Source organism: Lentzea sp. NBRC 105346, from assembly GCF_030269605.1.
Classification (GTDB): domain Bacteria; phylum Actinomycetota; class Actinomycetes; order Mycobacteriales; family Pseudonocardiaceae; genus Lentzea.
Genome location: NZ_BSTQ01000009.1, coordinates 232,505 through 257,917 on the forward strand (window position 1 = coordinate 232,505; position 25,413 = coordinate 257,917).

The following is a 25,413-nucleotide window of genomic DNA, read 5'->3' on the forward strand; positions in this document are numbered from 1 at the left end:
AGAAGCTCCAAGCGCTACGCCCTTGGTGGAGTTAGCCTGCCTGAGCAGGCCAATCTTCGACCGGGGGGACGGAGCGATGGCGGCTGACTGGTTGTTGGTCGAAACCTTTGGCGGCAGTCGGTGCGAGCCGACGGTGCTGGCTGTTGGAAGCAACCCGAAAAACATGGTTCCACTTCGCTCGGTTCTCCAACGGGGCCCCTTCCTCGCTGACGCATTGGCCGTGACCGCGCGCGTGGTGGAAGGTCGGCAGTCGGTCGAAGCTCGAACGAGCACAGGCCGACGCCGAGTGATCGGGCACCCGTTGCTCGCGTATGGCGGTCTGGTCCACGGCGTCTACCTGTGGGTCGGACCGCTGGACGAGGATCCGCCGCCGCGAGACCCCGCGGGCGCGTGGCACATCAACCTCACCCGGCACGTCAGCAGCAGGTCTGACGATCTGCTGAGGCTCTATGGGACCAGAGCCGACAAGTGGCGGAACGAGCACGACCTCGCTGAGCTCTTCGCCTACCAGCGGCTGACGACGAACGCGGACGAGGCGAAGGCGCTGGCGCTCATCGTCAACGCGAAGGAGGGCGCGGAGCACCTGGCCACGTGGACCGTGAACCGGGACGATGGCGAGCGGCGTGGTGTGCATTTCGCATGCCGGTGCGTCGAGGTGAAGACGCCCAACGGCCGCGTCGAGCTCATCGTCCGCGGAATCACCCACGACATAGGGCCTGCCGAGAGCGTTCCGGCTGCTCCGCCGCCCATGCCGGTCCTGCTCGCGCAGCAGGTCCTCGCGGCTGAGGCCACGCCGGGACGCTGGCGCGCGATCGTCGACCTGCGCACGATGAGGCTGCTGAAGTGGCTCGACAACCCCATGCCCGGAGTCGCCTGGACGCTCGGCGCACCGCACCGTCCAGCCATCCACCGCGAGGATCTGCGCAGCGCGGTCGGGTTGTCGAAGGAACTGATGTCGAGCGGGCGGACAGGTGGTGTTCTGAGGCTTCGCGCCGAGGACGGAAGCTGGATGAAGGTGGCCGTCTCCGCGGCGCTCATGGCGTTGGATCAACACACCACCGCAGCGCTCGTCACCCTCACCATGCCGTGAACGTGGGAAGGTCGACTCAGTTGGCCGGCCGCGGGGAAGGTGCTGGGTCTTGAGCTGCTTCGAGGGCAAGGTTGCGGTCATCACCGGTGCTGGTGCGGGCATCGGGCGGGCGTTGGCGGTGGAGCTCGCGCGCCGTGGCGCTCGGCTTTCACTGCTTGATCACGATGCCGACGGTCTTGAGGAAGCGACCCGCCGCTGTGAGGCGATCGGAGCGCAGGTGCTTGCCCAAGTCGTCGATGTGACTGACTGGGACGGCATTCAGGCCGCTGCGGCCGCGGCCAAGGCCGAGCTGGGCGGCGTCGACTCCGTGTTCGCGGCCGCCGGGACCATTCATCGCGGCAGCCTGCTCGACTCGGACGTCGCGGACATCGAGCGCGTGATGGCGGTGAACTGGCGAGGACTGATGTACACCGTCAAGGCGCACCTTGCGGCTGTCACCCACTCGAAGGACGGCCGCATCGTGACGTTCTCCAGCGCATACGGTCTGGTGGCGACTCCGAAGTACAGCGCGTACAACTCGTCGAAGTTCGCTGTCCGCGGCTTCAGCGAGTCACTGCGGCAGGAGCTCGCTGGCACCGGCGTCTCGGTGACGTGTGTTTTCCCTGGGGGAGTCCGGACTTCGATCGTCCGCAACGGAAGCTTCGCGAGCGGCGAGAACCGAGACACCGTCGTCCGAGGCTTCGAGAAGCGCGTCGCACGCACTGAACCTGAAGAGGCGGCGACGACCATCCTAAGTGGAGTTGAGCGCCGTCGTGCACGGGTCTTCGTCGGTGCGGACGCGCGTCTCGTGGCCGTCCTCGAGCGTCTTGTCGGCGGGCACTACCAGGGTCTGGTTCCGGCTGTCGGGCAGCTGCTCGGGCGTCGGCAGAGGCGATCCGGTTGACGTGATCGGCGTCACTGTCTACTCTGGGCCAATCGGAGTATTCCGATTGGGTTGGCTTTGTCGCTATCGAGCTGATCCCTGAAACCGCAGTGGTGAGGCAGCCGTGGGCTGGCCTCGAACGCGATCGGGGATCGACATGTCTCGGCGACCATCAGCTACCAACAACCACCTTCTGACGTTTCACAGCGCTCTGTCGCGCTCACGTGTGCGGATCCGGCCGGTCGGACATTCGCTTGCTGGAGGGCGCGATGTTCATGTTGCTGTCCTACTCGGTGCTGGGCCTGGTTACGGGACCGCTGGTGGTGCTCTACAGCTTCTCGATCGCGCGGCGCGAGCCGCTGTCGTGGTGCCTCCTCGCTTCTGTTGGCTGGACTGTTTCCCTTGCAGGGAGCGCGTTTCTGGGTTCTGCGCTGGCGTACGCAGCGTTGATGGCTCCTCGGTCGGCCGCGCTCGTTGCGTGGTTGGTGATCATCGGCCTCGTGCTTGCGCTGGTCGACTGGACGTGCCACAAGCTGCCGCACCACGTCGTGGGCACGCTGTTCGCCGGCGGCCTGATCCAGCTCAGCTTCATGGCGTTTGCCCTGCGCGATGTCGAGTTGCTGGTACGCGCCGGGCTCGCCGCGGCTGTGGTGTTCGTGGTCGGATTGATCCTCTACCTGAGGCTTGGCGCCGACTTGGGGTTCGGCGACGTCACGCTTGCCACGACATTGGCCCTCTTTCTGGGCTCGCGCGGATGGACGAACGTCGCCTTAGGACTAATCGCAGGTCTCACGGTCGCTGGGCTGGTCGCGCCGGCATTGCTCGTCCTGAGGCGAATCAGTCGTCGCGATCCAGTCGCACTCGGGCCGGCGCTCCTTGCCGGAACTGTCTACGTGATGTTGCAAAGCTGAAGGAGGTTGCCTGATGTGCCTTCCGCTCAGGGAAACCGATCCTGTCATCGCTTACGAGGCACCGCGGGCACTGCATCGCGCCGTCGCGCTCTTCGTCTTGATCGTGCAGCTCGCGCTCGCCGACGAACTTCGCCCGGACGTCAGTTTTACTCCGGGCGCGCCGGTCGAGGTGGCCCCTACGCCCCCAAGCGGGGCCACCTCGGCACCACCGTTCACCTTCCCAGTTTGGAGGCCTCGATGAAGAAGACGCTGCTGCTTGTCGGAAGCGCGCTCCTGGTGGGTGCGTGCGCTCAGGCGCCTGCGCCTGGCACATCTTCGCCTGAGACGACTTCCGCTGTGCGGCCTGCCGACTCAGCCCGCACCGACGCGATCGATGCGTATCGAGGGATGTGGGATGCCTTCTCCGTTGCGGGGACCACCGCGGACGCGGCTTCTCCGCTGCTTGGGCAGCATGCGGCCGGTGCCGCGCTGGAGAAGCTGAAACGGAGCCTGCAGTCGGACCGGGAGAAAGGATTGGTCAGCAAGGGAACGCCTGTCCTCGATCCGAAGGTGTCGGCCGCAGATCCTGCCGGTGATCCGCGGAAGATCACGATCACCGACTGCGGCGACTCGACGAACTGGCTCAAGTACCGCAAGGACAACGGCATGCTCGCGGACGATGTGCCCGGTGGTCGGCGACTCATCAAGGCCGCGGTCGAGAAGCAGCCGGACGGCACGTGGAAGGTCTCCGACTACGGGGTTCACGAGGTCGGGAGTTGTTGAGCGATGAGACGAACAAGTGTTGTTGTGGCGCTGATGACAACGGGCTTCTTCGCAGCCTCGCCGGCGGCTGTGGCGGATGACGCGTGGGGCGTCACGACCTGTGGTCAGGAGCCTTCCCCGTTGTGCGAGGTTTCGGCGGGGACGCGCCCGGACGGTTCGACGACCAGCGGTCAGCGCCCGGTCAACGGGACAGAGCAGAACGACGACGGCCGCTTCGGTTGTCGGTACGTGCCTGCTGGGCCAGGGCCCGGCCAGGAAACGCCGAAGGAACCCGGCGGCTGGTTCATGTTGCTGTGCTCGCCCGACGGAAAGGATCCGGACTCCCGCGGCCCGATCTGGGTTCCCGCTGGGGCCGCCGCCGCACCACCTCTCACACCTGAGCAGGTAGCACAGATCGCCCGCAGGCAGCTGCGCCTGCCCACGCCGAGGATCATGGCGAGCCCGGCTGGAGACCAGCTGGTCAACCTGCCCACCTGGATGTGGCTGGATCGCAGCAGCTGGACTGACGTCTCGGCCACGGCGTCCGTGCCCGGAGTATCCGTGACCGCTAAAGCAACGCCCACCTCGGTGATCTGGTCCATGGGGGACGGCAGTTCGGTCACCTGCATCGGCGCGGGCACCTCGTTCCCGGCTGACGGCGACCCGAAGGGCACATCGCCCGACTGCGGGCACACGTACAAGTCGTCGTCGGCAGGGCGTCCAGCAGAGGCCTTCCCCGTGACCGCCACTGTGCAGTGGACGGTGACTTGGTCCGGTGCGGGGCAGAGCGGGACGTTCCCGAACCTGTCGACCAACGCTTCAGCCGCGTTCCGGGTCGCCGAGAGCCAAGGAATCACCACCGGCTGATTGCTCAACACATCCGTTAGATCCAGGCACGTCGAACAGCTGAACCGACGTGTCGCGATGAAGTCATGCCTTAAGGGGGCCCGTGATGACCGCGAGCAGCGATCTGATCAACACGAAACCACCGGCCAGCTCGTCTCTGCGATGGACGTCGCGCGACGGCAAGCCACCAAGGCGGTGGAGCAACCGTCGTCGGCGCGTTCCGCATCTGCTGCTGGGGCTCATGCTGGTCCCCGCTTGCGGCGTCGGGGGCGCGGTTCTCGCGACTGAACTGGAAGACAGAGACAGCGTCCTCGCGCTCGCCCGTCCAGTTGCGGCTGGCCAAGTCCTTGCGGCCCAAGACCTTCGCCAGGTCGCGCTGGCAGCGGGCTCGGAGCTGGACGTGATCGTCGCGTCGGCCGCCTCAACGGTCGTCGGGCAGCCTCTCGCGTTCAGCCTGCCCCAAGGTTCGCTCGTAACACGTTCGGTGCTCGGCGCTCCTCAGGTTCCTCAGCAGGGCAAAGCGATCGCGGCCGTTGGTCTCAAGCCGGGGCAGTTCCCACCGGACCTCTCGCCGGGCACGACCGTCGCCGTCCTGCTCACTCCTGGACAAGGAACGTCGGCGGAGTCGACACCCAAGTCCTGGACCGCGGTGGTACTCGGCGTCACCGGGCGCGCGAACGAGCAGACCACGGTCGTCTCGTTGCACATGTCCGAATCGGACGGTCGCGCGTTGTCGTCGGCACCAGCAGGCCAGCTGAGCCTGCTCGCGATCGCGGGAGGGAACCGCTGATGCTCATCGCCGTCTGCTCGTTGAAGAGTTCTCCAGGTGTCACCACTCTTGCGGTGGCGCTGGGTGCGCGGTGGCCGGGGCCGGAGGTTCCGGTGGTAGTGGAGGCCGACCCCGCTGGGGGCGACCTGATGACCCGATTCCGGTTGAGCTCCGAGCTGACGTTGGTTCGGCTGGCTGCTTCAACCCGTTTCCGCGCGGACCAGCTGGCGCACCACGCTCAGTTCCTTCCAGACGGGTTGCGGGTGCTGCCTGGACCCGTCCAAGCGGAGCAAGCCCGTGCAGCACTGGGTTTGTTGGCTACCGGCGCGTCGTCACCCTTGCGCCGCGCCGGCGATCGGGCGGACACCGCCGTGATCGCCGACTGCGGCCGGGTGGACCCGGACTCTCCGGCGTTGTCGATCATCCGGAGCGCGGACGCGATGTTGCTCGTTGCGCGTCCGCGCGACGACGAGCTCGCCCACGTTGCCCTCAAGCTCGAAGCTGCACAGCGATGGTCCCAACGCCCCTGTTTTGTCTTGGCGGGCCACGGCCACCGCGTCGGCTACGTGTCGAATGAGCTGCGCATTCCGGTCATGGCGCACATCCCCTACGACGTGAAGGGCGCGGAAGCCCTGTGCGGTCAAGGAGGCAGCCGGAGCGGGCCGAACAGGTCGGCGCTGGGTAGGGCAGCGGCCAAGCTCGCGCTCAGCCTTCGCGGGAGTCTGATCGCGTCTGCGCCAGAGGCGAGCTCGCAGCCCCTACTCGCTTCGGTCGGGCAGCCCCGCCAGAACGGAGCGGGGTCATGACTCGCGCCTTGGCAGGCCCAGCAGAGCTACCGTACAAGGCGGCTGGAGAGGCAGCTGCGGTTGACCGGTTGCGCCAACACTTGCGCAACTCGCTGTCAGAACAGCTCGGTCAGCGCATTCGGAGCGATGAGGCCGCTGAACGACCGCCGATGAACGCGCAGCAGCGACAGCGTCTGGCCGAAGCGATACTCACCGACGCCGCGGAAGCACACGCTCGTGCCGAGCTCCACAACACGGCGGACGGCGGGATGCTGGTCACTCCGGACGTCGAGCAGCGAATGATCAAGCAGGTCCTCGACGAGGTCTTCGGCTTGGCCGGCCTCGAACCGCTGCTGGCTGATCACGACATCGAGAACATCAACATAAACGGTGACCGCGTGTTCGTCCGGCGCGCCGATGGAAGCCGCAGGCGCCTGCCACCCGTCGTCGGCTCGGACACCGAGCTCGTCGAGCTGATCCGCGACCTCGCGGCCCGATCAGGTGTAGAGGAACGTCGGTTCGACCGCGGCTCGCCGATCGTGAACTTCCAGCTGCCCGGCGGCGAGCGCGTGTCCGCGGTCATGGCCGTGACAACGCGGCCGTCTGTGTCGATTCGTCGTCACCGCTTCTCCAGGGTGAACCTGGCGCAGCTTCGCGAACTCGGCAGCATCGATCTGGCTCTGGAGAGCTTCCTGGCAGCCGTCGTACGAGCCAAGCGCAACGTGCTGGTCACCGGCGGCACCTCGATCGGCAAGACCACGATGCTCCGCGGCCTTGCCTCGGCCATTCCGTGCTGGGAGCGGCTCGTCACCATCGAGGACGTCTTCGAGCTCGGCCTGGGCGAGGATGCCGATCTTCATCCAGACGTCGTGCCCTTGCAGGCCCGAGAGCCGAACATCGAGGGCCAAGGCGGAATCTCGATGTCTGATCTCGTCTGGCAGTCGTTGCGGATGAGCCCTGACAGGGTGATCGTCGGAGAGGTTCGCGGCCCGGAGGTCATCCCGCTGACCAACGCGATGTCCATGGGCAACGACGGCTCGATGGGCACCTTGCACTCCAGCTCCAGCCAGGGCGCGTTCACCAAGCTCGCCGCCTACGCCGTGCAGGGACCTGAACGGTTGCCGATCGAGGCGACCAACCTCCTGGTCGCCTCGGCGCTGCACTTCGTCGTCCACCTGGACAAGCCGCGGGACGACGCCAGCAAGCGCGTCGTGTCGTCGGTGAGAGAGGTGGTCGGGGCCGAAGGCGCACAGGTCATCAGCAACGAGTGCTGGCGCCCTGGCCCGGATCGGCGCGCTGTTCCAGCCGCACCCCTTCGGACCGACACTGTCGACCTGCTCGTCGAAGCGGGCTACGACCCCGGTCTCTGCGACCGGAGTGACGGGTGGTGGAGGCCATGACCACCTTGCTCTTCGGGCTGCTCGGGGCTGGTTTGGCTGCCGGTGTTCTGCTTGTCATCGCTGGTTGGCGTGGACGACCCGTCACCGAGACGAAGCCACGTCGGCGCGAAGTGCCCGCCCTGAGACTCGATCAGAGGAACTTCGGTCATGCTGCACTTGCGGTGCTCGTGGGGCTCGGCGTCGGCATGTTCACCGGCTGGGTGGTGGGCGGCGTCCTGAGCCTGCTCGCAGTGCTCGGGCTCCCGCGGATACTGGGATCGAACGTCGGCCATCAGCGTCAGCTCGAACGCATCGAGGCGATCGCCAGCTGGACGGAGATGCTGCGCGACACGCTCGTCGCCGCGGCTGGTCTGGAACAAGCGATCCTCGCCACCGCTTCAACCTGCCCGGAACCGATCCGCGACGAGGTCGCCGAGCTTGCGGTGAAGCTGGAACGCGGCGAGCGCCTCGGGCCAGTACTTCGCGACCTCGCCGACCAGCTTCAAGACCCCATTGCGGACCTGGTCGTCTCGGCGCTGGTGCTGGCCTCCGAGCATCAGGCACGACAACTCGCAGACCTGCTCGGCGAGCTCGCCGTCGAAGCACGCGAACAAGCGACGATGCGGATGCGGGTTGACGCCGGGCGAGCTCGTTCGCGGACCAGCGTGCGAGTCATCGTGATCACCACCCTGCTGTTCGCCGCTGGCCTGGTGGTCTTCAACCGCGACTACCTCAGTCCGTTCGACTCGGCGTTCGGCCAGTTCGTGCTGCTGCTCGTCGGAGCGCTGTTCGTGACGGCGTTCGCGTGGTTGACCAGGATCGCGCGGTTCCGCGAGCCCGAGCGGTTCCTCACTGGCCTGAGTACGGACATGGGAGCGACACGGTGATCACCATGGCGTTCTGGGGAATCGGCCTGGGCATTGGGCTGTGGATGCTCGCGGTGTACGTCTTCCCGCCACGACCGTCGCTACGCGCCCTGGTGAACCAGCTGCAGGCCGATCCTCCGTCGGCTCCGATACTCACCGCGAACTCTGCGGGCTGGGCTCTGAGCGTGGGCAAGCCGTTCGTCGGCACCCTGAGTTCTGTTGGCGTGCCGAGCAAGCCGCTCCGGGATGACCTCGCGGTCATCGGCAAGGGCGTCGACCACCATCTGGCGGAGAAGGCAGTCCTTGCTTTGACCGGCATGCTGTTGCCTCCGCTCGTACAACTCGTGCTTGTCGTTGCCGATGCTGGTCTCGGCTGGGAGATCCTGCTCGCGGCCAGCGTTCTGTTCGGCGTCAGTGGCTTCTTCTGTCCAGACATCAACGTCCACCGAGAGGCTGAACGGCGTCGCTCGACGTTCCGGCACGCCTTGTCCGCCTACCTCAACCTGATTCGTGTCCTATTGGCAGGCGGGGCTGGTGTCGACGGCGCACTGAAGTACGCGGGCAACGTCGGCAAGGGATGGGCTTTCGACCAGCTTCGCCACGCCCTCGTCACCTCGAGGCTCACCCGAAGCACACCGTGGTCCGCCCTGCGTCAGCTCGGTGTGGAGCTGGGCGTGCAGCCGCTGACCGAGCTCGCCGCCTCGGTGAGCCTCGCCGGTACCGAGGGCGCTCGCGTTCGCGCCAGCCTCGCCGCGAAAGCCACCGCACTCCGAACGCGGGAGCTGACTCTCGCCGAAAGCGCGGCACAGGCCGCCACGGAACGGATGAGCGTCCCCGTGGTGGTGCTTTGCGCCGGCTTCCTGATCTTCATCGGTTTCCCTGCAGTGGCAAACGTGCTCGGAGGGCTCTGAACGACCCGCGTACCCAGTTAAGGCAGTTAGGAGAGGTCGATGTTCATCGAGGTTCAGTTTCTCGTCGTCTACGTTCAGGCCGGTCTGGAGAAGATCCGCCGTGACGACCGCGGCTACTCGACCGAGTTCGTCGTCGGCACCGCGTTGCTGGTGTCCGCGACGATCGCGGCGGTCGCCTTCATCGTCGCCAAGATCATCCAGAAGGCACAGAGCATTCCGATCGAGTGATGGCGATGCTTCGGCTCATTCGACGCGTTTGCCGCGACCAGAAGGGGAGCGGCACAGCCGAGCTCGTGATCGTCATGCCGGTGCTGTTCTTGCTGTTCCTGTCGATCGTGCAGTTCGCGCTGTACATGCACGCGGCGCACATCGCTCAAGCCGCTGCGGCACAAGCGCTGTCCGCGGCCCGTGTTTCCGGTGGAAGTGCTGGAGCCGGCACTACGGCAGGGCAGCAGATGCTCGCACAGCTCGGCAGGGGACCGCTTCGCGAGCCATCCGTACGAGCACAACGCGGCGCTGATCAAGCGTCCGTGCAGGTTCGAGGAAAGGCGGTCAGCGTGATTCCGTTCGTCACCCTCGCGGTTCGTGCCGAAGCCGTCGGTCCCGTCGAGAAGTTCTCACCGGCGGTGTCGCCATGAAGTTGATCCAAGTACTGCGCGATGACCGAGGCTCAGCTGCGGCCGAGCTGGCGTTGGTCGCACCGTTGATGGTTCTCCTTCTGCTATTCGTGGTCCTCTGCGGGCGTCTGGCGACGACGCAAGTGCGGATCAGCGACGTCGCGCATCAGGCCGTTCGCGCGGCGACTTCAGCTCGGACTCCGGTGCAAGCCAGCGCCGCGGCTCACGCCACCGCCGAGGCTTCGCTCGCCGCCGCGGGCATCACCTGCCAGTCGCTGTCGGTGCACGTCGACGCCGGCGATCTCCGGCCTGGCGTCACGGTGACCGTGACCGTCTCGTGCGTTGTCGGCCTCCAGGACCTAACAGCGCTCGGCGTTCCCGGAAGTCGCACCCTCAGCAGCAGTTTCTCCTCGGTCGTCGATCTATGGCGAGGAGTTCGGCCATGAACCTGTCAGAGCGTCTGCGTGGCGATCAGCACGGCCGTGTCAGCGCGTACGTGGTGATCACGGCGACCGCGGCGCTGGCGTTCGGGGGGCTCGTACTCGACGGTGGACTCGCGCTGGCCGCCAAAGTTCGCGCGATGGGGCAGGCGCAGGAAGCAGCTCGGGCCGGCGCGCAGGAGATCGACCTGACTGCCTACCGAACTAACGGCACCTTGAGGCTGCAGCCGGATCGGGCCGTCGCCGCCGCGCACAACTACCTCGCCGCCGCGCACTACATCGGCTCAGTCTCCGTCAGCAACAACACCGTCAACGTCAGCGTGACGATCAACCAACGAACGCAGCTCCTGGGATTGGTCGCGGTCGACACGATCACGGTGACGGGACGCGGTGAAGCGCAGCCGCAACGCGGAATCTCTTAGTAGGAAGGAAATCCGGAGATGACGACGATCGACGACATCGCGCGGCGCGTGGAGGACGCTGACTCGGCTCGCAGTGCACGACGGACCAAAGCTGCCCAGCTCGTTGGTGAACTTGTGTATGAACGCGTCGCAGTGGTTCAACGACTTGCAGACATCGATCAGCAGATCGGCGATGCCATCGTCGAGAACGGCGATGTGATCACGGTGGACGAGCTGGCCAAGTTCACCGGCGTGTCTGCGGGTGATCTGGCGCAGATCCTCGACTCGCGCAAGCACTCACGCGGAAGGCGCAGGAAGAGCGCCGCCCGTTCAGGACCTGGCCGCAGCGGACGCGGCCGGACCGCGGACACCTCCGAACCGCAAGCGCAGGTGGCTTCCTCAGCGGAAGAGTCCGTTGCTGAGAAGGAAATAGGCACGTCATGACAGGGGCGGGTCGCTGGTCGGTGCTGTCAGGCAGCGTTGGAGTGGCGCGAGGTCTGCTGGCTTTCGGTGTGCTCTCGGCGCTGACGGCGGGTCTCCCCTGGGGTCTGGTGCATTTTGTTGGCTGGCCGCTTCCTGACCACGTGCCGACCTGGGACGAGGTTCAGATAGCGCTGTTCAGTCCGATGAGCGGCCAGTTCTTCATCGACGCGCTGGCGATCATCTGTTGGATCGCTTGGTTCTTCTTCGTCTTGTCCGTGCTGCGCTCGGTCGTCGACATCGCGACCGGAATCGCTTGGACGCCACGTCGAGCGCGCGGACCGTTCCAGGCGCTCACGGCCGCTCTCATCGGCGCCGTGGTGCTGACCTTGCTGAGCAATCGAGCGTTCGCCACACCTGCAGCTGGTGGCCGCGCGCACGAGCCGACTGCCGCCGTTGTGGTTGCGCCTTTGAGCCCTGGCGCCATGGAGCACCCTGCGGCCCTGGATTTGGTCGTGGACCGTGCAGCACCAGCCCCGCCGGGTCTCGTGCGTGTTGTTGATGAAGTCCGCCTACCGCAAAACGGCATCTACGACAGCTTGTGGCGGATCGCTGAACGGATCTATGGACCGGGCGGTGGTGATCGGTGGCCTGAGCTCTACCAGCTCAACCGTGGAGTTGAACAGGAAGACGGCCGTTCCCTCACCAATCCCGACCTCGTGCGGCCGGGCTGGAAGATCGCCGCCTACGTTCCGGAACCGGCTGAAGCACCACCACCGGCTGAAGTACCAGCTACGCCGTCGAATCCTGCCCCGCCGGAGGAAATGGCCGAACCTCGTGGAGAACTGAGCGAGCCAGGCCTGAACCTGATGACCGGTGTGTACGTGAGTCTCGGTCTTGCGGGAGCGATATCGGCCGCCGTTGCGGCTATTCAGATGCGGGGCAGGCGCCGGTACCGGATCGGCAGCGGCAAGCGGTCCGACCTTCGTCGCCCGGTTGCTCCCGTGGTCCAGGCGTTGCGTGTTGGGCACGAGGCTATGCGAGATCGGCAGAGCGATGACACCGAGTTCGTCCACTTCGGTCCGCCCCGGCCGAATGCTCGGTTGAGCGCGGAGGGCGCGCCGGAGCCGAGCAGCGAACCGCCACGGCTCCCCGCGTCGGCGGGCACGAGACGTGGGCGAGAGTTCGCTGTGGACCTCGCCAGCACGCGCGGCCTCGGCCTGTCCGGGCCTGGCGCCACTGCAGCGGCACGAGCGCTCCTCCTGCACCTGCTCACCGCGCAAGGCGCGGACGCAACCTGTCGCATTCTCGTGCCTGCTGACGATGTCCACCTGATCTTCGGTGAGGTGGAGGCCCAGGACCTGCCGCACACCGTCGAGGTCGTTGCCTCGCTGGACGCCGCCCTCGACGAGATGGAGACGCTCCTACTCACCCGTGCCCGGCAAGCCCTCGACGGGCATTTGAGGGCGTCGGGCGCTGTGGTCCTCGTCGCTCGCTCTGTCGGGCACACCGAACGTCGGCTGCAAGCTGTCCTCGACAACGGATCTGCTCTCGGCCTTGCTGGCGTTCTTCTGGGTCAGTGGCGTCCAGGCGCGACGGTCATCGTTCGGGTCGACGGAACGGTAAGTGCGACCAGCCCGGGCCTTGGGGACGAACTCTCCGGGGCGAGGCTGTTCAACCTGCCTGCCGCCGACGCCGCGGACCTTCTCGCCGTCCTCCGCGAGGCTGAAGTCCAAAGAGGGCCTGACGATGTCGACGAGGACGTCCGTTCGATACCGGACGCAAGGCTTCCCGAGCCGCGATCGAGCACCGTTCCCGACGCTGCAGCCGTGGGCTCGACACACGCCGCGGTGGCATCTCGCCTGACCGTGGAGGTCTTCGGTCGGTTTCACCTCGTGTTCGAGCCTGCTGGGTCCGCCAGTGTTGATCTCAGCGACTTGCTCACCCCGAAGCAACGCGAGGTGTTGGTGCACCTAGCGCTCCATCCGCAGGGTGTCCGGCGTGAGGTCCTGAACGAGGCGGTGTGGCCAGGAAGCAGGCCTCCAAGGCCGTACAACTCGTTCCACAACACGTTGTCGGTGCTTCGGCGCGTGGTCACCGAAGCCACCAGCGGTTCCATGGCGAACTTCGTCGTGAACAGCGATGGCCGCTACCAACTGAACCGCGAACTCGTCGAGGTGGACTTCTGGAAGCTTGAACAGTCGCTTGCGAACGCGGGGTCTGCAGGTGCCGACCGGACGTCATGTCTGCAGCGCGCTGTTGACCTCTACGTGGGAGATCTTGCTGAAGACGTTCTCTCGCCGTGGATTGAGCCGGTCCGCGAGGCCGCGCGGCGCGACGTGCTGGATGCACTCAGCGCGCTGATCAACGAGCACGGCGATGCGGACCCGCAGAGGGTTCTCGTCCTGCTCGAGCGCGCACGCCAACTCGATCCGTACAACGAGGGCGTCTACCGCCAGATCATGAGCACCCAGGCTGAGCTCGGACAGCTCGCCGCCGTTCCTCGTACGCTCGCCCTGCTGACCGCCACGCTCGGCGAAATCGACGAAGAGCCGAGCCCCGCCACGTGCGACCTCGCTGAGTTCCTGCAGCACCGCATCGGGCCGCAGGTCACTTCCTACGGCCGCGCTGCAGCGTCGTGAGCTGCCGTCGGCCTCCGGGTTTCCCGCTGTATCAACCAACTCCGAGATTGGAGCCATCTCATGAACCGACGACTCGCTAGCGTGCTCAGCGCCGCGGCCATGCTGGTCGCCGCTGCTGCCGGCACTCCGAACGCGGCCGCGGCCACGAGAATCTGGCCGCCACCGGGCTGCGGCTTCGTTCCCTTGCCTCAGCCCGTAGGAGAGCTCACCGCCCGCTACTTCCACTGCGGCGCCAACTTCATCCTCATCAAATTCCACTGGGATACAGGAAGTACTGGAACATCGTGTGTGCCACCTTGGTATCAGGTTCCCTTTTTCCGTGATGGCGCGCACGTGATCGTCAACGCCTACTACGTCTCCACTCCGCCGAATCTCAGTGGGCCGCCCGGTGGGGAATGGTGCTCGTTGTCGCAACCTAGGGTCTGATAGATATACTGCGTGTGGGCAAAGACGTGCCATGCGACACTGTGGAAGTTTTGGGCACTTATATCTTTCGTGGAAGACTCTGGTCTGACCGCGGGGCGATGTACTCGTTTTTTCTTGATTTTTATTGGATGCGGTGCTTTCGTGGTTTGGCTGCGGAAGCATCGCATCCTTGGATCGGCCCCTGAAGGGTCCGTGTCACGTTCCTGGCCAGGTGCCTTCTAGGGCAGAAGCCCCTTGATCGGACGAATCCGCTGGTCAGAAGTAGTGTGGTGGCTACCCGTGTGACGCCTGACTCGGTAGCCGGCAGGCAGTTGAGCAGTCGACCGGCGCGACGGTGGTCCCCGCCTCCGCCCAACTAGCTAGCGGCCGCCCTTCGTGCTAGAAAGCCCTGAATTGACGCACTCCCTATTCAACTTCATTTAGCTCAATACGCCCTAGGCTGGCGTACTTTATTGGTATTCTGGTCGTCTCGCGTCCGGCTTTGAATTCCTGAATTTTTGTGCATTGCGATCACTCGTGAAGCGCTAAAGAATCATGGAAATTCGCGCGGGAATCTATTGTGTCCCGATCGGTTCGATGCTATGTTTGATGTATCGCGAGATGGGTTCGCACCCCGCATATCTCGCAACCACACAAACCCAATAACCGCCAGGAGTGGTCGTCATGGCTGATGTCATGGTCACCGCGTGGAGCAACGGCGATGGTTGGCTCAGCGTTGATACCGCTGAGTGGATCGCCGAGCGCGCGGAACTCTGCGAAGAGCTCACGAACGAGCTGCGCGAGTGGATGGATGAGAGAGGGCACCGGGATCCGACAGCACGTGTGCTGGTGCTCTGGGTGAAGGAGCGCACTGGAGAAGACCCGGTCGGCCTCTACGGTGACGGGCTGTTCTGGGCACACAACACCTGCAACGTGGAGAACATCCTCTCGGATGATCTCGGCTTCCTGGTGTTCTCGGCCGGCGGTGAGCTGGGCGACCTGATGGTGACGATGAGCGGTGACGGGGGTCTCTACGGCCAACCTGAGGTCTACCGCGACACCACCACCGACACGGCCTACTGGGCGGACCACGCGCACGCGGTCGGTTGCTGCGCGAACGGCCATCAGTGGGAGACCTGCGACGGCTACCGGTTGCACTGCGTCAACGGTGGCCTCTTCGACGGCGCCCCGACGATCAGCGGCCAAGCGCGTGTGCCCTTTGGTGATCGCGAGCGCGCCTACATCGCGTGCCCGCAGTGTCGTAAGTCGCTCCGCTTCACGGCCTGAGTAGCCGACTTCCCAACCCTCGTTCTTCCCTCAGCGTGAGGTGTGCCATGTCTGCCATGCTCTCTGTCGATCAGGACCAACTGCGGTTCGTCGAGGACGACTCGGTGACTGTCTCCCTTGAATTCCCGTGGGAAACGGACTCCGGCTACCACTGCACTCGGTGCGGTGAGGACATCGTGGAGACGGCCGGCGGCTACGAAACCGAGTCCGGAGAGGCGACGTGCTCCCCGGACGGCGACGAGCCAACCGCGCACGTACCGGAACGAGCTCCGTTGTCGTGGGTGAACTCCGCGACGATCGACGCGGACGAGGTCGACGACTCCGTCACCGTGTCGATCAGCGTCGGTGACCCGCGTGGAGCGTTCTGTTTCACCGTGCGACGAGTGCCGGACGACGCGGGCGGTGATCTTGCGGGCCGCCTGGTGTTGCACGTCCCGCACCCCGGCGAGTCCAGCCCGCACAGGAAGCTGACGATGCTGCATCCTGGCGCGTTCGTCGTCGGCTGACCTCGGCTGAACGGCGGTCCGCAAGGCCTCGCAGTCTTCGGAGCGTCGTTCGCCCCCTCTAGGCGGAAGTGCCGACGGACGGCACGTCACCGCTGTATGCGGCACGAACGCGGAGTTCAGAACGGGGCTACGCTACGGATGCCCTCCTGTTCGCAGGCGGGTTTGTGTGGTGGCCGGCGGGGGTGCGACACCTCCACCGTGAGGTGCCCCGTCGGCCCGCACTGGCCTTCTCCGGCGTGCCGCTCCTAGATGCGCAACTCGACTTTTCGGCCCGTTTCGGCCCGGAGCGCTGTCATGTGTTCACAAAAGCAATCGCAGGCTGGGCGTGTGCCCACAGATCCGCACCAACACGCGGTGAAGATCGCGGAATCCGTTGACGAGACCTGGCACCGTGTCCACGGCTCAGGACAACTCGAAATCCCTGTGTCAGTCGTCGGCGCGTTGGCGTTCCTGGCTCCGCCGGACGACGAGCGCGACGACGTGGTGAGTTGCCTCCTTTCGTTGTCAGCTGGCGACTTCTCCGACTTCGCTCGTATGCAGTGGGCGATCTTCGTCAAGGCGAGACCAGATCTCGTCAACCGAGCATGGCCGCTGATCTCGTTGTGGCACGGCGAATCGCGTCTTGACGATCAGGCGGTCTCGGCAGCCAAGAGCGTTGCGGATGCCGCGCTACGTGCGGAGCAACTCCACCTCACCGGAACTGACCGGCGACGTGAGACGGACTTGTTCGGCGCCCTGCTCGAAGTGCTCCGCTCGCGCACCGCGAAGAGTGCGCGCGGGCAGTTCTACACACCGGCGTGTGTCGCGGACGCGATGGCACGCATGGTCGGTGTGCCAGGTGAGGGCGAGCGTGTACTTGAACCGACGGCAGGTACGGGCGCCCTCCTTCGTGCTGCGGCTGAAGCCATGCGTGAGCTGGACCACGATCCCTCCACTGTGGAGTGGTGGGCGGTCGACGTGGACGAGCTCGCGGTGGCGTGCCTCGCAGTCAACGCGGTGTTGTGGGGTCTCGGGAACAAGGTCGTGCTCGGCGTCGGCAACGGCCTGACCGACGAGTGGATGCCGCGTGCTCTCGCCGAACGCCGCGAACCTATGGAACTCGCGAGCGCAATTCGTTGCATGGCTGACCTGATTCGGATCACCGAACGGCCCGCTGGCGGATGACCGCGCACGTACTTCATCAACCTCCCATTTGTCCTTGTCCGCGCGGCATGCGCGCGACACAACCAAGTTGAGGTGACCAATCATGGCCATTGAAGATCTGACCACTGCGAACCCAACCGAGATCGACGCCGAACTCGACCGGCTGAACACTGAGCGCGCAAAGGCGGAGCACGCGGTCCGCATCCTGACGAAGCGTCGCCAGGACTGGCTCGAAGCCCACGCGGCCGATCTCGCGGCTGATCTGGAACCCCGGATCGAGAGCGCTTCTCAGACCGTCATGGAGTGCAAGGTGGCTGCCGGGCCGCTAGAGGACGAGTTCGACCGCCGGGGCGGATGGACTCGCGCATGGCTCGTCCTCAACGCCAGTGGCCATGTGCACCGCACCATGGAGTGCAGGACCTGTTTCGACACCACGAAGTTCGCTTGGCTGACACACCTGTCTGGGCACGATGAAACGGAGATCGTCGAGCTGGCAGGCAAAACCGCGTGCACGGAGTGCTACCCGAGTGCGCCTGTGGAAGTGCGCAACCGGCCCAGCCAGATCAAGACCCCCGAGCAGCTCGCGCGGATCGCGGAGAAGGCCGAGCGCGCGAAGGCCAAGGCCGCTAAGTCCATCACGGCGCCTGATGGAACCCCCTTGCGCACCAAGCATGGTGGAGCGATCGCGACCGAGTTCTCTGCTCGCCGTTCCTACACAGAGCTCCTCAGCTATGCGAGGTACTTGGCCAAGCGGAACGTGGCGTACCACCGCGACACGATCGCTGAACACCAGGAGGACGCAAGGCTCATCCTGGTTGCACTCGCCGCGAAGCATGGTCGAACCGAGGACGATCTACGGGAGGAGTTGGCGCCCAAGGTCGAGGCAAGGTGGTTGCGCGAGCACAGCAAGTGGTAACAAGTTGTGCGCACGCGGTCGAGCACGCAACCGTAGAGCGGCCAGTTCAAGAACAGCGAGACAACGAGACACGCATGCGGATGGCTCAGCGCGCTGGGCGTATGCTCTGAGCCATCCGTATTAAAAACTGGCCTTTCTAAGTTCGCATAACACGGCCGTTTATCCAGCACCCGTTGCAGGGATAATGTAATGGTTAGCCCCCTAAGTGTGCAGCATGCCATAATCTGACGTATGGTACGGCGCAACGGCACGATTTGGTTCGGCGGCGATGACCGGTTCATCGAGCTCATGCACGCTCTCACTCACCCAGAAGAGCAGTGGGCGCATCCAGAACGACCGGACATACTTCTGGCTCTAGACGAACTAAGTGCATGGGCGCACGATAGTAGAATATATGACGAACGGGTTCATAAATCCGGTTGGTCATCTGCAATTGCCGATTTTCTTGGCGCGGCTGAAGCGCTTGGGCCGGTGCTCTCAGCATCTGTCAGGTTCAACATCGATGCGCTACGAGCTCTCGTTCGCAGTGACGTGGGTGGAGATGCCAACTTGCGCTCTGATCTGATGACTGCCGCTTCTGCCCTACGGCTGGTACTAGCGGATGCGAAATCACTAAGCGCCGCCTGGCAAGACCTCCTCAAGGCGTGCGGTCGAAAAGAATCTTCATTCGACACAATAGCCATACGAAGAGACACTTTCTGGGCAATGGCGCGTGCTGCAGATCGTAACGTTGATGAACTGTCGCGGAACTTGACGTCCATATTGTCTGGCTCCCCTCTGGGGGCGTATTCCGCAATGCTTCACGTTGACCCTGCGAACGGGCGGCAGATAACTGCCTCTGAAATTCGCGATGCCCAACTAATCGCTCCGGTAGAGCGTCTCCAGATGGTAGATGCGATGCTTACCGCTGCTCCGCGGATTAGGTCGCACGTTGTGTGGTTCGCATTTCGAAATGCTTACATGAATACCGTAGCGATGCTGGAGCTGCCATCGTTCCAGTTCTTTGAGGCGCGATGGGTTCGAGGAAACCTGGAGCACGACGACGCGCCGCACAGAGACCAAATTCCAGCCGAGCTTCGGGAGCACGGCAGTGCTAGTTCTATTCCGGACAAACCCGATGTCGTTTTGGCTCGGGTCGATCTCGGCAGCGGAGCATTCTCGGACGCTGTTCGAATAGCAGGTGAACGGCTTGACGAACTGCTAGGTATGTCTTCCATCGGCCGAGCCGCGCCTTGGGAACGAATTCCCGGATTCATCCACTTTCAAGGCGAATCGGGCGTGTCAGATCGAGTCTTTGAGTATTCGCAGTCACCGTCCATCTCGCCAGAGTCGTCGATGAACGCTGGCGCACAGATCAGCAGGATGGTTCCACGAGTAGCGCCGTTCGTTCCAGTTCAAGATCCTGCCATGAGAGACATTATCGATTCCTTGCACTGGTGGCGTGTCGGTTCTGACCAGGCTTCCGCAGCCTCTGTTGTTCTCGACGTTCGTGTTATCGAACTGATCGCCAGCCGTGCCGGCGAAGCCGCATGGACGACATATCTGGAGAAGTACACAAAGAACTTGTGGATTCGCAGCGCCGTCATAGATGCGTTTTCGCGACCGCTCTATGAGGCTTTGCATTACCGCGCGGCAGTGCGCAACCCTAGGCAGCGCGAGATATTCCTTGAAACGATGAAATATGAGGAAGGCGAGCAGTATTTCGACATCCGGAAGGCTGCTGGACACCTCGATGAGATTATCGGGTTCGTACCAGAGAACCTTCCCTTGAGTCGCGACCTTCGAACGGTCAGAAGAAGGTCGACTAGTAGCTCTTCTATGAAATCATGGTGCAAGGCGCTTGAGAAGCAGTGGCAGGGTTGGGTTCACCGATTGGAGCGTGTCCGTAATTCGATTTCACACGGTGGCCCATTCACTGAACGGGCCGTGGCGCTCACGCAACCGTTTAGCCGAAAGCTTTCTGTGTGGATGCTTTGGGAATGCGTGGACTGCTACCTGGATGGCAAGACAGTTGTGCAAGCGCACGACGACATCAAATCGCGGTCTGATAGCTGGAGAAATTCGATGAATAACCTAAAGGAAATCAATGATATATTCGAGTTTTAGTCGCCACAAGTTAACGCCGGTCTATGCGGCGAATAGTCCTGTGCTTGATGTCTGAACAGATGATCATCTTGTGATCATCTGTAAGCGGAACTAGTCAAATGTGCGCGGAGCTACGGCATCAGTGGTGTCGGTCGGACGGGAAGCCGCGAGGTAGTCGTCTCCGGTCCACCGGTAGGGGCTGATCTGGACGGGTTGGCTGAACGTTGGCGCGTGTACCATTTTGCCCGCACCAATGTAGAGGCCGACGTGGTGGACTTTGTCGGGCTTGCCGTAGAGCACCAGGTCGCCGGGGATGAGCGGCTGGCCAACTGGAACGAGTGGCCCAGCGTTGTACTGAGCCTGGGTGTGGCGGGGCAGATGGATCCCTGCTGCGGCGTAGGCGGCCGTGGTGAGACCCGAGCAATCCCAGCCCGTCTCGCCGTTGCCTCCCCACACGTACGGCTCGCCGAGCTGCTCGCAGGCGAACTTGATCGCGATGATGGCGGCGCGGTTTGGCGCCTGAACGTTGTTGCAGTCGCCGGTGCCAACCAGCGCATCGCTGTACTTCCTCGCCTGTTCGAGCACGTCGTTCACGTACCAGTCCGCGTGGTTGTAGGCGAAGATCGCCTTGCGGAGGTCCTTCGGCGCTCCGGAGTCGCACAGGTAGTGGGCAGTAGCGTAGATAGCGTCGTGCTTGTTCCAGGGCGAGGGCGGTTTGTTGCCTCCGGGCGGAAGCGGGTGCCGCTTGACGACCGCGTCGAACGTGGACTGAAGAAATTGCATCGGTCCGCGGGCACCCGCGAAGTTCTCGGTTCCGTCGGCGACGCCGGCCAGGGTGCTGCGGCCGTGGTTGCTCTCGATCTTGCCGATGGCTGCGAGGATCGACCAGTCGAGGCCTGGACATGCAGGGGCCGCCGCTCGGTAGAGGGCGAGGTAGTCGGGAGGGATGTCGGCGAGCGCTTCTGTGCTTGGTTGGGTGCTGCTGGCGCCGAAAAAGGCCTTCACGACGGCTTGCCCAATGCCGCCGAGGATCAATGGAAGTGCGAGAACGGCAGCTGCTGCGGCGAGGGCGATCTTCACCTGTCACCTCCGGAATTGGCTGGCGGTTGGTGCAGGTGGAAGGGGATCGGGCAGGGCGAGTTCTTGCCGGGCGAGGACCGTCGGCGTTGCGGCGCCAGGTGGCTCTGCATACGGCCACAGCTGAGCGAGCTCGGCGAGACGAAGCCGGCCGGAGCGTCGCGTCGTCGCCGATTCGGCGACCGGCAACCACCGCGCAGCCGCCGGTGTGCTCTCGCCGACCACGCTTGTCGTCTGGGCGGTGCTGGTCGCGATCGGTACCAGCGTTGGCCGATCCAACCCTGACAGGATCTTCGCGAGTGCTTTCCGGGCGCTAGCCTCTCGTCGGTTCGTGGGCAGCCACACCAGGACGGGCGTTGTGATCCCCGTTGCCAGAGCCAACTTTTCGTAGCCGTAGAGCTTGCTCGCGAGCGTGGCGAGGTCTTCGGTGCCGAAGTCGAACTCGAGGAAGAACTCGATCTGGTGCCCGTTTTCGCGCCACCGACCGTAAGCGTCAGGGCGGACCATGTCGCCGAACAGGCGCTTGCAGCGCACTTCTGACCACCACGCCGTCAGGCGGCCGTGAGCGCCCGGTTGCCGGCTGAGCGCGACCAAGCTCGTGAAGATGCCGTTCGTCCCGACGGTGTGGGCTAGCCGCAGTGAGTGGGCGATGCCGATGGCGTCCTCGTGACGGTAGCCGAGTGCCTTCGGGTCGATGCCGTCCTCGTACGCCAGGGCGACGGCACCGGCGATGTCGAGCACGTAGTGCATAGGCGCGGTACCGAGGTCGACGAACGGCTGGAACCGGTCGACGACCCGCCACTTGAACAGGTCGAGCAACCGGTGGTTGGCCGCGCGCACGCTCGGATAGCCGAGCTCGACGATCTGGTGGGTCGTGAAGACCTTGTGCTCGTAGAGCATGCGGGCCAACCACCGGTCCCGGAGAGTGAGCCGGTTGGCGAGCCGTGCGTGATGCTCCCCTGTAGTTGCCGCTCGCGGCGTGGGGCGTTTCGGCATGTGGCCGCGCAACGCTCGCTGAGGAGTCGGATTGGTGATCACAGGTACGCCTTTCCCTAGGCGGCGCGACGGGGATCGGTGACAGGCGGCGAGGAATGGTCAGCGGCGTTGTCAGATGAACGTGGACGGGTGTTGACCTTGGCCGCTTTGCGGATCGCCTTTGCGCGGCCAGGTATCGCGGGCGGCAACTTCTCGGTGATCGCCGTGAAGGGAGGCGCTTCCTCGCCGCCGAGGACGAGCCGGGCGGCGACGTGGAAGACACCGAGGTTGGACAGGTCATGGTCGCTCAGCCGAGGCATGGTGTGCCGGGCCAAGCGCCTGGCGTCCTCCGGCGAGGCATTGAAGAAGATCTTCGACCTGGCGTTCGTGCTGATGCCTTCTTCCAGTTCTTTCGGAAGCTGGCCGAGGTACTGGTGCGCCAGCGTCATGGACAGCCGGTAGCCGCGTGCCTCGGCCAGCATGTCTTCGAGCGGGTAGGCGAGGTTGAGGAAGTTGTGGCACTCGTCGATGTACAAGCTGCAGTCGCGGCGTTGACGCTGCGGCACACGAGCTCGGCGGGTGGCCGCCTGCCAGGTGCGTGCCACGACGATCGAGCCGACGAGCCTCGCGGTCTCCATGCCGAGGGCGTCGCGAGCGATGCGCACCAGACAGATGCCGCCGGTGTTGAGCACCTCGCCGATGTCCACTGTGGATTCGCCGCCTGCGATGGCGGCGCGGACGAACGGACGCAACAGGAAGCCGCGAACCTTGTTCATCAGCGGTGCGATCACCTGTGCGCGGCTGGCTTCGGACAGGTCGTCGTACCAGGTCCAGAACCCCTTCAGAACTTCGTCGCCGATCTGATCGCAGGCCATCCGGCGGAAGGAGGGCACGGTCAGCAGCTTCGGTAGATCGGCCAGGGTTTGCGTGCCCCGCATCGCGGTCAAGGTGAGCAGACCGGCGCGGAGGATGTCGTCGGTGCGCGGGCCCCATGAGGCGGCGTAGATACGGGAGAAGATGCTGACCAGGTTGTCGACCGCGCGAGCCTTGTCCTCGCCTTCCAACGGATTCAGCACCGGTGGCCGGGAGTGCGAGTCGGCGTCGAACAGAACGACCTTCTCACCGAGCTCTTCGGGCAGGCGCATCAGGATGTCTGTGATGAGGTCGCCCTTGGGATCGATGACAACCACGCCACGGCCGGCTTCGGCGTCCGCCAGGATCAGGCGGGCCATCAGCTCGGACTTGCCTGAGCCGGTGGCCCCGAGGATGTGCAGGTGATGCCGGGCGTCGGCGACGTGCAGGCCGACTGGGCGCGAGTGGCCCGAGTCGGACCGTCCCAGTGGTTTGATCTGGTCGCCGGCCGTTGAGATGCCTGGCGGAGGCGGGACTGCTTTCGCGCCTGCTCGCTGGAGTCCCGGCGTGGCGTCGTCGATCGGCAGATGCGCGATCGCGGCCAGCTCTGGGACCGACAGCAGGTCGCCCCTGCCGAGCCTGCGTTCGGCCAGCAGGGCGACGGGATCACGGCCGAGTCGGACCCGGCGGTAGTAGTTGTGCTCGGAGTAGGCGGCGAACGCTGAGGCGATGGCGTGACCGCGCCCGCGGAGGACTTCGCGCACCGCTCGAACCTCGCTGACACTGGAGTTCTCGGCGACGGTGGTGGCCACGACGTACCGGATGCAGGTCTCGAACGGGTTCGCCCGCAGCTTCTGCACGGCAGCGCGGTCCTGGGCCGCATGTTCCAGCGTGGACTGCCGATCCAGGCCTCGTTGGTGCCCGAAGCCCGACGGCTTCGAGGTCCGGCCCGGTGTTACGAGGTCGAGCAAGCGGCCAACGAGGTGGACGGATCCGCCGACGTGTACGCGCCTTGCTGCCCTGCGGGCTTTCGCGACCCGGTGCCCAGCAACCGGACGAGCGAGGATCTGCACACAAGCCCGTTCGTGCGGGCCGAGCCCGACCGGAGCACCCAGCATCGCGCGGATCGGATCGGCTGGATGCTCTGTGCGAATCGGCAGCGCCTCCGACCTGGCGAGCCGCAGCTCGCCACCAACCGCTTCGATACGCTGGCCCGTCGGCGCGGTGATCGGAATCGGAGGCCTCGCCAGCGTGGTGCGCGTGTGCGCGCCGGGCCAGGCGGCTTCGATCGCGCGCTCGACCATGCCGGGTGGCACCAGGCCGGGAACCCAAAGGGCGATCTGGACGCCGTCGTCGGTGAAGGTCAACTCGAACGTGACGTGCGGTTGCCCGGAGAAGCGGCGCAGCCAACCTGGTCGCAGCAGTCCGACCAGGTTCGACCAGACCGTGATAGCTCCTGCAGGGTCGACGGTTGGAGGAGCGAGCACGGTGATCAGCCGTGCGTTGGCCATCAAGCGCTCGTGGTGCCGTCGGAGCCACCAGCGCCGTGCCACCACGACAGCACAGAGCAGGCCTGCGAGCCCTGGCCCGACGATCGGGCCCCATGTGAGGGCGGCGTCGCGGAGGCTGTCCAACAGCTTGTGGATCGCGCCGAGCGGATCGCGCAGGTAGTCGCCAGCCGGTGAAGCGACTAGCAGGACGGGGTACATGGAGCCTCCTCAGGCTGCCTGCGCTGGCGGACGGGTGTTGTCGGCGACGAGCCTCAGGCGACGGCGAGACGTCCGCTCGGCATCAACTTCGGCCTGCCACTCGGAGAACCGGCGGCCTGCCAACCGCCTGAGGTAGAAGGGAATGCGGTTCGCAGGCACACCCACCAGCCGTGGACCGAGCACTGCGAGCAGGTCGCTTGCCTCCTGCGACGTCCACCCGGCCGCCGCAATGGCTTCCTCATCGGGAAAGACGTCGGCGACGCGGTCAACAGCCGGGTCGAGTGCGCCGTCCTGAGTGCCGCCGTACGAGTACACCCACAGGAAGTTCGGCGGCGGGTCCGATTCGACGAGCGCGCGGAATCGCGCGATCTCTTTGGTGTAGGCATAGAAGTTCGTGTCCGGGCGCGCACGGCAGATGTCCAGCCACGCCTGCAAGTAGAGGTCGGAGAAGAAGTCGCCGGAGTCGTGGATCCGGATCCAGCCGCCACGGAACTTGAGTGCGCCGAGCTCCGTGAGCATCGCTGACTTCCAGCCGGGCAGGTCGTCCAGGACGTACGTTAGGTTGGCCTCGTGCTTGGCGCGCACGATGGGCCAGGTGTAGGTGCCGTGGCGGGCGTAGCAGACCTGCGCGCAGATCCCTGCGCTCGGGCACGTGTTGTAGGTGCGGCCGTCGGGCAGCCGACCTGCCCACGCTGGGAGGGACCAGTTCCACACGCCGATCTGGCGCATCTCGCGGTTCTGGGTGAGCAGTCGAGTGGACATGAGCATCCCCAGGTAG

At 64.9% G+C, this 25,413-nt stretch carries 26 protein-coding genes; 22 read left to right on the forward strand and 4 right to left on the reverse strand.

The window, feature by feature from the left end; translation table 11 throughout:
* The first annotated feature begins 76 nt into the window (after nt 1-76).
* The 22 genes from QSK35_RS20995 (at nt 77) to QSK35_RS21095 (ending at nt 20,043) form a co-directional block, all read left to right on the forward strand.
* Entirely contained in the window at nt 77-1,090 is a 1,014-nt protein-coding gene (locus tag QSK35_RS20995) for a GAF domain-containing protein (protein ID WP_285748709.1), read from the forward strand.
* 49 nt (nt 1,091-1,139) lie between these two features.
* A complete protein-coding gene (locus tag QSK35_RS21000; protein WP_285748711.1) occupies nt 1,140-1,973 on the forward strand; it encodes an SDR family NAD(P)-dependent oxidoreductase in 834 nt (277 codons plus the stop codon).
* Between the two features lie 248 nt (nt 1,974-2,221).
* Nucleotides 2,222-2,863: an A24 family peptidase gene (locus tag QSK35_RS21005; protein WP_285748713.1), complete on the forward strand. Its 642-nt coding sequence runs from the start codon at nt 2,222-2,224 to the stop codon at nt 2,861-2,863.
* Between the two features lie 387 nt (nt 2,864-3,250).
* On the forward strand, nt 3,251-3,625 hold the full coding sequence (locus tag QSK35_RS21010) for a hypothetical protein (RefSeq protein WP_285748715.1): 375 nt from the start codon (nt 3,251-3,253) through the stop codon (nt 3,623-3,625).
* 3 nt (nt 3,626-3,628) lie between these two features.
* Nucleotides 3,629-4,471 (forward strand): hypothetical protein, encoded by an 843-nt coding sequence (locus tag QSK35_RS21015; protein ID WP_285748717.1) that lies wholly within the window; start codon nt 3,629-3,631, stop codon nt 4,469-4,471.
* 379 nt (nt 4,472-4,850) lie between these two features.
* Nucleotides 4,851-5,240: a hypothetical protein gene (locus tag QSK35_RS21020; protein WP_502881690.1), complete on the forward strand. Its 390-nt coding sequence runs from the start codon at nt 4,851-4,853 to the stop codon at nt 5,238-5,240.
* Nucleotides 5,240-6,025, forward strand: a complete 786-nt coding sequence (locus QSK35_RS21025; RefSeq protein WP_285748719.1) for a CpaE/TadZ family protein — start codon at nt 5,240-5,242, stop codon at nt 6,023-6,025. Before QSK35_RS21020 ends, QSK35_RS21025 begins: the two co-directional genes overlap by 1 nt.
* A 149-nt stretch (nt 6,026-6,174) precedes the next feature.
* On the forward strand, nt 6,175-7,404 hold the full coding sequence (locus QSK35_RS21030; protein WP_352244130.1) for a TadA family conjugal transfer-associated ATPase: 1,230 nt from the start codon (nt 6,175-6,177) through the stop codon (nt 7,402-7,404).
* Nucleotides 7,401-8,270, forward strand: a complete 870-nt coding sequence (locus tag QSK35_RS21035; protein WP_285748722.1) for a type II secretion system F family protein — start codon at nt 7,401-7,403, stop codon at nt 8,268-8,270. The genes QSK35_RS21030 and QSK35_RS21035 overlap by 4 nt, the downstream gene beginning before the upstream one ends.
* A 5-nt stretch (nt 8,271-8,275) precedes the next feature.
* Nucleotides 8,276-9,160, forward strand: coding sequence for a type II secretion system F family protein (locus QSK35_RS21040; protein ID WP_285748934.1), 885 nt, complete (start codon nt 8,276-8,278; stop codon nt 9,158-9,160).
* 39 nt (nt 9,161-9,199) lie between these two features.
* On the forward strand, nt 9,200-9,388 hold the full coding sequence (locus QSK35_RS21045; protein WP_285748724.1) for a hypothetical protein: 189 nt from the start codon (nt 9,200-9,202) through the stop codon (nt 9,386-9,388).
* Between the two features lie 5 nt (nt 9,389-9,393).
* Nucleotides 9,394-9,798 (forward strand): TadE/TadG family type IV pilus assembly protein, encoded by a 405-nt coding sequence (locus QSK35_RS21050; RefSeq protein WP_285748725.1) that lies wholly within the window; start codon nt 9,394-9,396, stop codon nt 9,796-9,798.
* Complete coding sequence (locus QSK35_RS21055) at nt 9,795-10,223, forward strand: TadE/TadG family type IV pilus assembly protein (RefSeq protein WP_285748727.1); 429 nt, start codon at nt 9,795-9,797, stop codon at nt 10,221-10,223. Before QSK35_RS21050 ends, QSK35_RS21055 begins: the two co-directional genes overlap by 4 nt.
* Nucleotides 10,220-10,639, forward strand: a complete 420-nt coding sequence (locus tag QSK35_RS21060; RefSeq protein ID WP_285748729.1) for a hypothetical protein — start codon at nt 10,220-10,222, stop codon at nt 10,637-10,639. The genes QSK35_RS21055 and QSK35_RS21060 overlap by 4 nt, the downstream gene beginning before the upstream one ends.
* An 18-nt stretch (nt 10,640-10,657) precedes the next feature.
* Entirely contained in the window at nt 10,658-11,062 is a 405-nt protein-coding gene (locus QSK35_RS21065) for a hypothetical protein (protein ID WP_285748731.1), read from the forward strand.
* 41 nt (nt 11,063-11,103) lie between these two features.
* Complete coding sequence (locus tag QSK35_RS21070) at nt 11,104-13,680, forward strand: AfsR/SARP family transcriptional regulator (protein WP_285748733.1); 2,577 nt, start codon at nt 11,104-11,106, stop codon at nt 13,678-13,680.
* Between the two features lie 99 nt (nt 13,681-13,779).
* The gene (locus QSK35_RS42755) at nt 13,780-14,106 is read left to right on the forward strand and encodes a DUF6355 family natural product biosynthesis protein (RefSeq protein WP_352244133.1); all 327 of its coding nucleotides are present in this window, start codon (nt 13,780-13,782) and stop codon (nt 14,104-14,106) included.
* 675 nt (nt 14,107-14,781) lie between these two features.
* Nucleotides 14,782-15,372, forward strand: a complete 591-nt coding sequence (locus QSK35_RS21075; RefSeq protein WP_285748735.1) for a hypothetical protein — start codon at nt 14,782-14,784, stop codon at nt 15,370-15,372.
* Between the two features lie 56 nt (nt 15,373-15,428).
* Nucleotides 15,429-15,878: a hypothetical protein gene (locus tag QSK35_RS21080; protein ID WP_285748737.1), complete on the forward strand. Its 450-nt coding sequence runs from the start codon at nt 15,429-15,431 to the stop codon at nt 15,876-15,878.
* 249 nt (nt 15,879-16,127) lie between these two features.
* On the forward strand, nt 16,128-17,042 hold the full coding sequence (locus QSK35_RS21085) for an N-6 DNA methylase (RefSeq protein ID WP_285748739.1): 915 nt from the start codon (nt 16,128-16,130) through the stop codon (nt 17,040-17,042).
* An 82-nt stretch (nt 17,043-17,124) separates the two neighbouring features.
* Entirely contained in the window at nt 17,125-17,937 is an 813-nt protein-coding gene (locus tag QSK35_RS21090) for a hypothetical protein (RefSeq protein WP_285748741.1), read from the forward strand.
* 231 nt (nt 17,938-18,168) lie between these two features.
* Nucleotides 18,169-20,043 (forward strand): hypothetical protein, encoded by a 1,875-nt coding sequence (locus QSK35_RS21095; RefSeq protein WP_285748743.1) that lies wholly within the window; start codon nt 18,169-18,171, stop codon nt 20,041-20,043.
* 90 nt (nt 20,044-20,133) lie between these two features.
* Here the strand turns inward: QSK35_RS21095 and QSK35_RS21100 are convergent, their stop codons facing one another.
* From QSK35_RS21100 to QSK35_RS21115, 4 genes are read right to left on the reverse strand one after another with little or no spacing between them, the layout of a single operon-like run.
* Complete coding sequence (locus tag QSK35_RS21100) at nt 20,134-21,102, reverse strand: C40 family peptidase (protein WP_285748745.1); 969 nt, start codon at nt 21,100-21,102, stop codon at nt 20,134-20,136.
* A gap of 3 nt (nt 21,103-21,105) precedes the next feature.
* Nucleotides 21,106-22,137, reverse strand: a complete 1,032-nt coding sequence (locus QSK35_RS21105; protein WP_502881691.1) for a replication-relaxation family protein — start codon at nt 22,135-22,137, stop codon at nt 21,106-21,108.
* A 14-nt stretch (nt 22,138-22,151) separates the two neighbouring features.
* Nucleotides 22,152-24,635 carry a helicase HerA domain-containing protein gene (locus QSK35_RS21110; RefSeq protein WP_285748749.1) on the reverse strand — a complete coding sequence of 828 codons (2,484 nt, stop codon included), beginning with the start codon at nt 24,633-24,635 and terminating at the stop codon, nt 22,152-22,154.
* A gap of 9 nt (nt 24,636-24,644) precedes the next feature.
* Complete coding sequence (locus QSK35_RS21115; protein ID WP_502881692.1) at nt 24,645-25,403, reverse strand: GP88 family protein; 759 nt, start codon at nt 25,401-25,403, stop codon at nt 24,645-24,647.
* Nucleotides 25,404-25,413 lie beyond the last annotated feature (10 nt).

What these genes read in the sequence shown, in the direction of transcription:
- QSK35_RS21050 (WP_285748725.1), top strand. Translation starts at nt 9,394, where the DNA reads ATGCTTCGGCTCATTCGACGCGTTTGCCGCGACCAGAAGGGGAGCGGC.
- QSK35_RS42755 (WP_352244133.1), top strand. Translation starts at nt 13,780, where the DNA reads ATGCTGGTCGCCGCTGCTGCCGGCACTCCGAACGCGGCCGCGGCCACG.
- QSK35_RS21060 (WP_285748729.1), top strand. Translation starts at nt 10,220, where the DNA reads ATGAACCTGTCAGAGCGTCTGCGTGGCGATCAGCACGGCCGTGTCAGC.
- QSK35_RS20995 (WP_285748709.1), top strand. Translation starts at nt 77, where the DNA reads ATGGCGGCTGACTGGTTGTTGGTCGAAACCTTTGGCGGCAGTCGGTGC.
- QSK35_RS21055 (WP_285748727.1), top strand. Translation starts at nt 9,795, where the DNA reads ATGAAGTTGATCCAAGTACTGCGCGATGACCGAGGCTCAGCTGCGGCC.
- QSK35_RS21025 (WP_285748719.1), top strand. Translation starts at nt 5,240, where the DNA reads ATGCTCATCGCCGTCTGCTCGTTGAAGAGTTCTCCAGGTGTCACCACT.
- QSK35_RS21045 (WP_285748724.1), top strand. Translation starts at nt 9,200, where the DNA reads ATGTTCATCGAGGTTCAGTTTCTCGTCGTCTACGTTCAGGCCGGTCTG.
- QSK35_RS21005 (WP_285748713.1), top strand. Translation starts at nt 2,222, where the DNA reads ATGTTCATGTTGCTGTCCTACTCGGTGCTGGGCCTGGTTACGGGACCG.
- QSK35_RS21115 (WP_502881692.1), bottom strand. Translation starts at nt 25,403, where the DNA reads ATGCTCATGTCCACTCGACTGCTCACCCAGAACCGCGAGATGCGCCAG.
- QSK35_RS21010 (WP_285748715.1), top strand. Translation starts at nt 3,251, where the DNA reads ATGTGGGATGCCTTCTCCGTTGCGGGGACCACCGCGGACGCGGCTTCT.
- QSK35_RS21080 (WP_285748737.1), top strand. Translation starts at nt 15,429, where the DNA reads ATGCTCTCTGTCGATCAGGACCAACTGCGGTTCGTCGAGGACGACTCG.
- QSK35_RS21030 (WP_352244130.1), top strand. Translation starts at nt 6,175, where the DNA reads ATGAACGCGCAGCAGCGACAGCGTCTGGCCGAAGCGATACTCACCGAC.
- QSK35_RS21095 (WP_285748743.1), top strand. Translation starts at nt 18,169, where the DNA reads ATGGTACGGCGCAACGGCACGATTTGGTTCGGCGGCGATGACCGGTTC.
- QSK35_RS21035 (WP_285748722.1), top strand. Translation starts at nt 7,401, where the DNA reads ATGACCACCTTGCTCTTCGGGCTGCTCGGGGCTGGTTTGGCTGCCGGT.
- QSK35_RS21065 (WP_285748731.1), top strand. Translation starts at nt 10,658, where the DNA reads ATGACGACGATCGACGACATCGCGCGGCGCGTGGAGGACGCTGACTCG.
- QSK35_RS21015 (WP_285748717.1), top strand. Translation starts at nt 3,629, where the DNA reads ATGAGACGAACAAGTGTTGTTGTGGCGCTGATGACAACGGGCTTCTTC.
- QSK35_RS21085 (WP_285748739.1), top strand. Translation starts at nt 16,128, where the DNA reads ATGCGCAACTCGACTTTTCGGCCCGTTTCGGCCCGGAGCGCTGTCATG.
- QSK35_RS21090 (WP_285748741.1), top strand. Translation starts at nt 17,125, where the DNA reads ATGGCCATTGAAGATCTGACCACTGCGAACCCAACCGAGATCGACGCC.
- QSK35_RS21075 (WP_285748735.1), top strand. Translation starts at nt 14,782, where the DNA reads ATGGTCACCGCGTGGAGCAACGGCGATGGTTGGCTCAGCGTTGATACC.
- QSK35_RS21110 (WP_285748749.1), bottom strand. Translation starts at nt 24,635, where the DNA reads ATGTACCCCGTCCTGCTAGTCGCTTCACCGGCTGGCGACTACCTGCGC.
- QSK35_RS21040 (WP_285748934.1), top strand. Translation starts at nt 8,276, where the DNA reads ATGGCGTTCTGGGGAATCGGCCTGGGCATTGGGCTGTGGATGCTCGCG.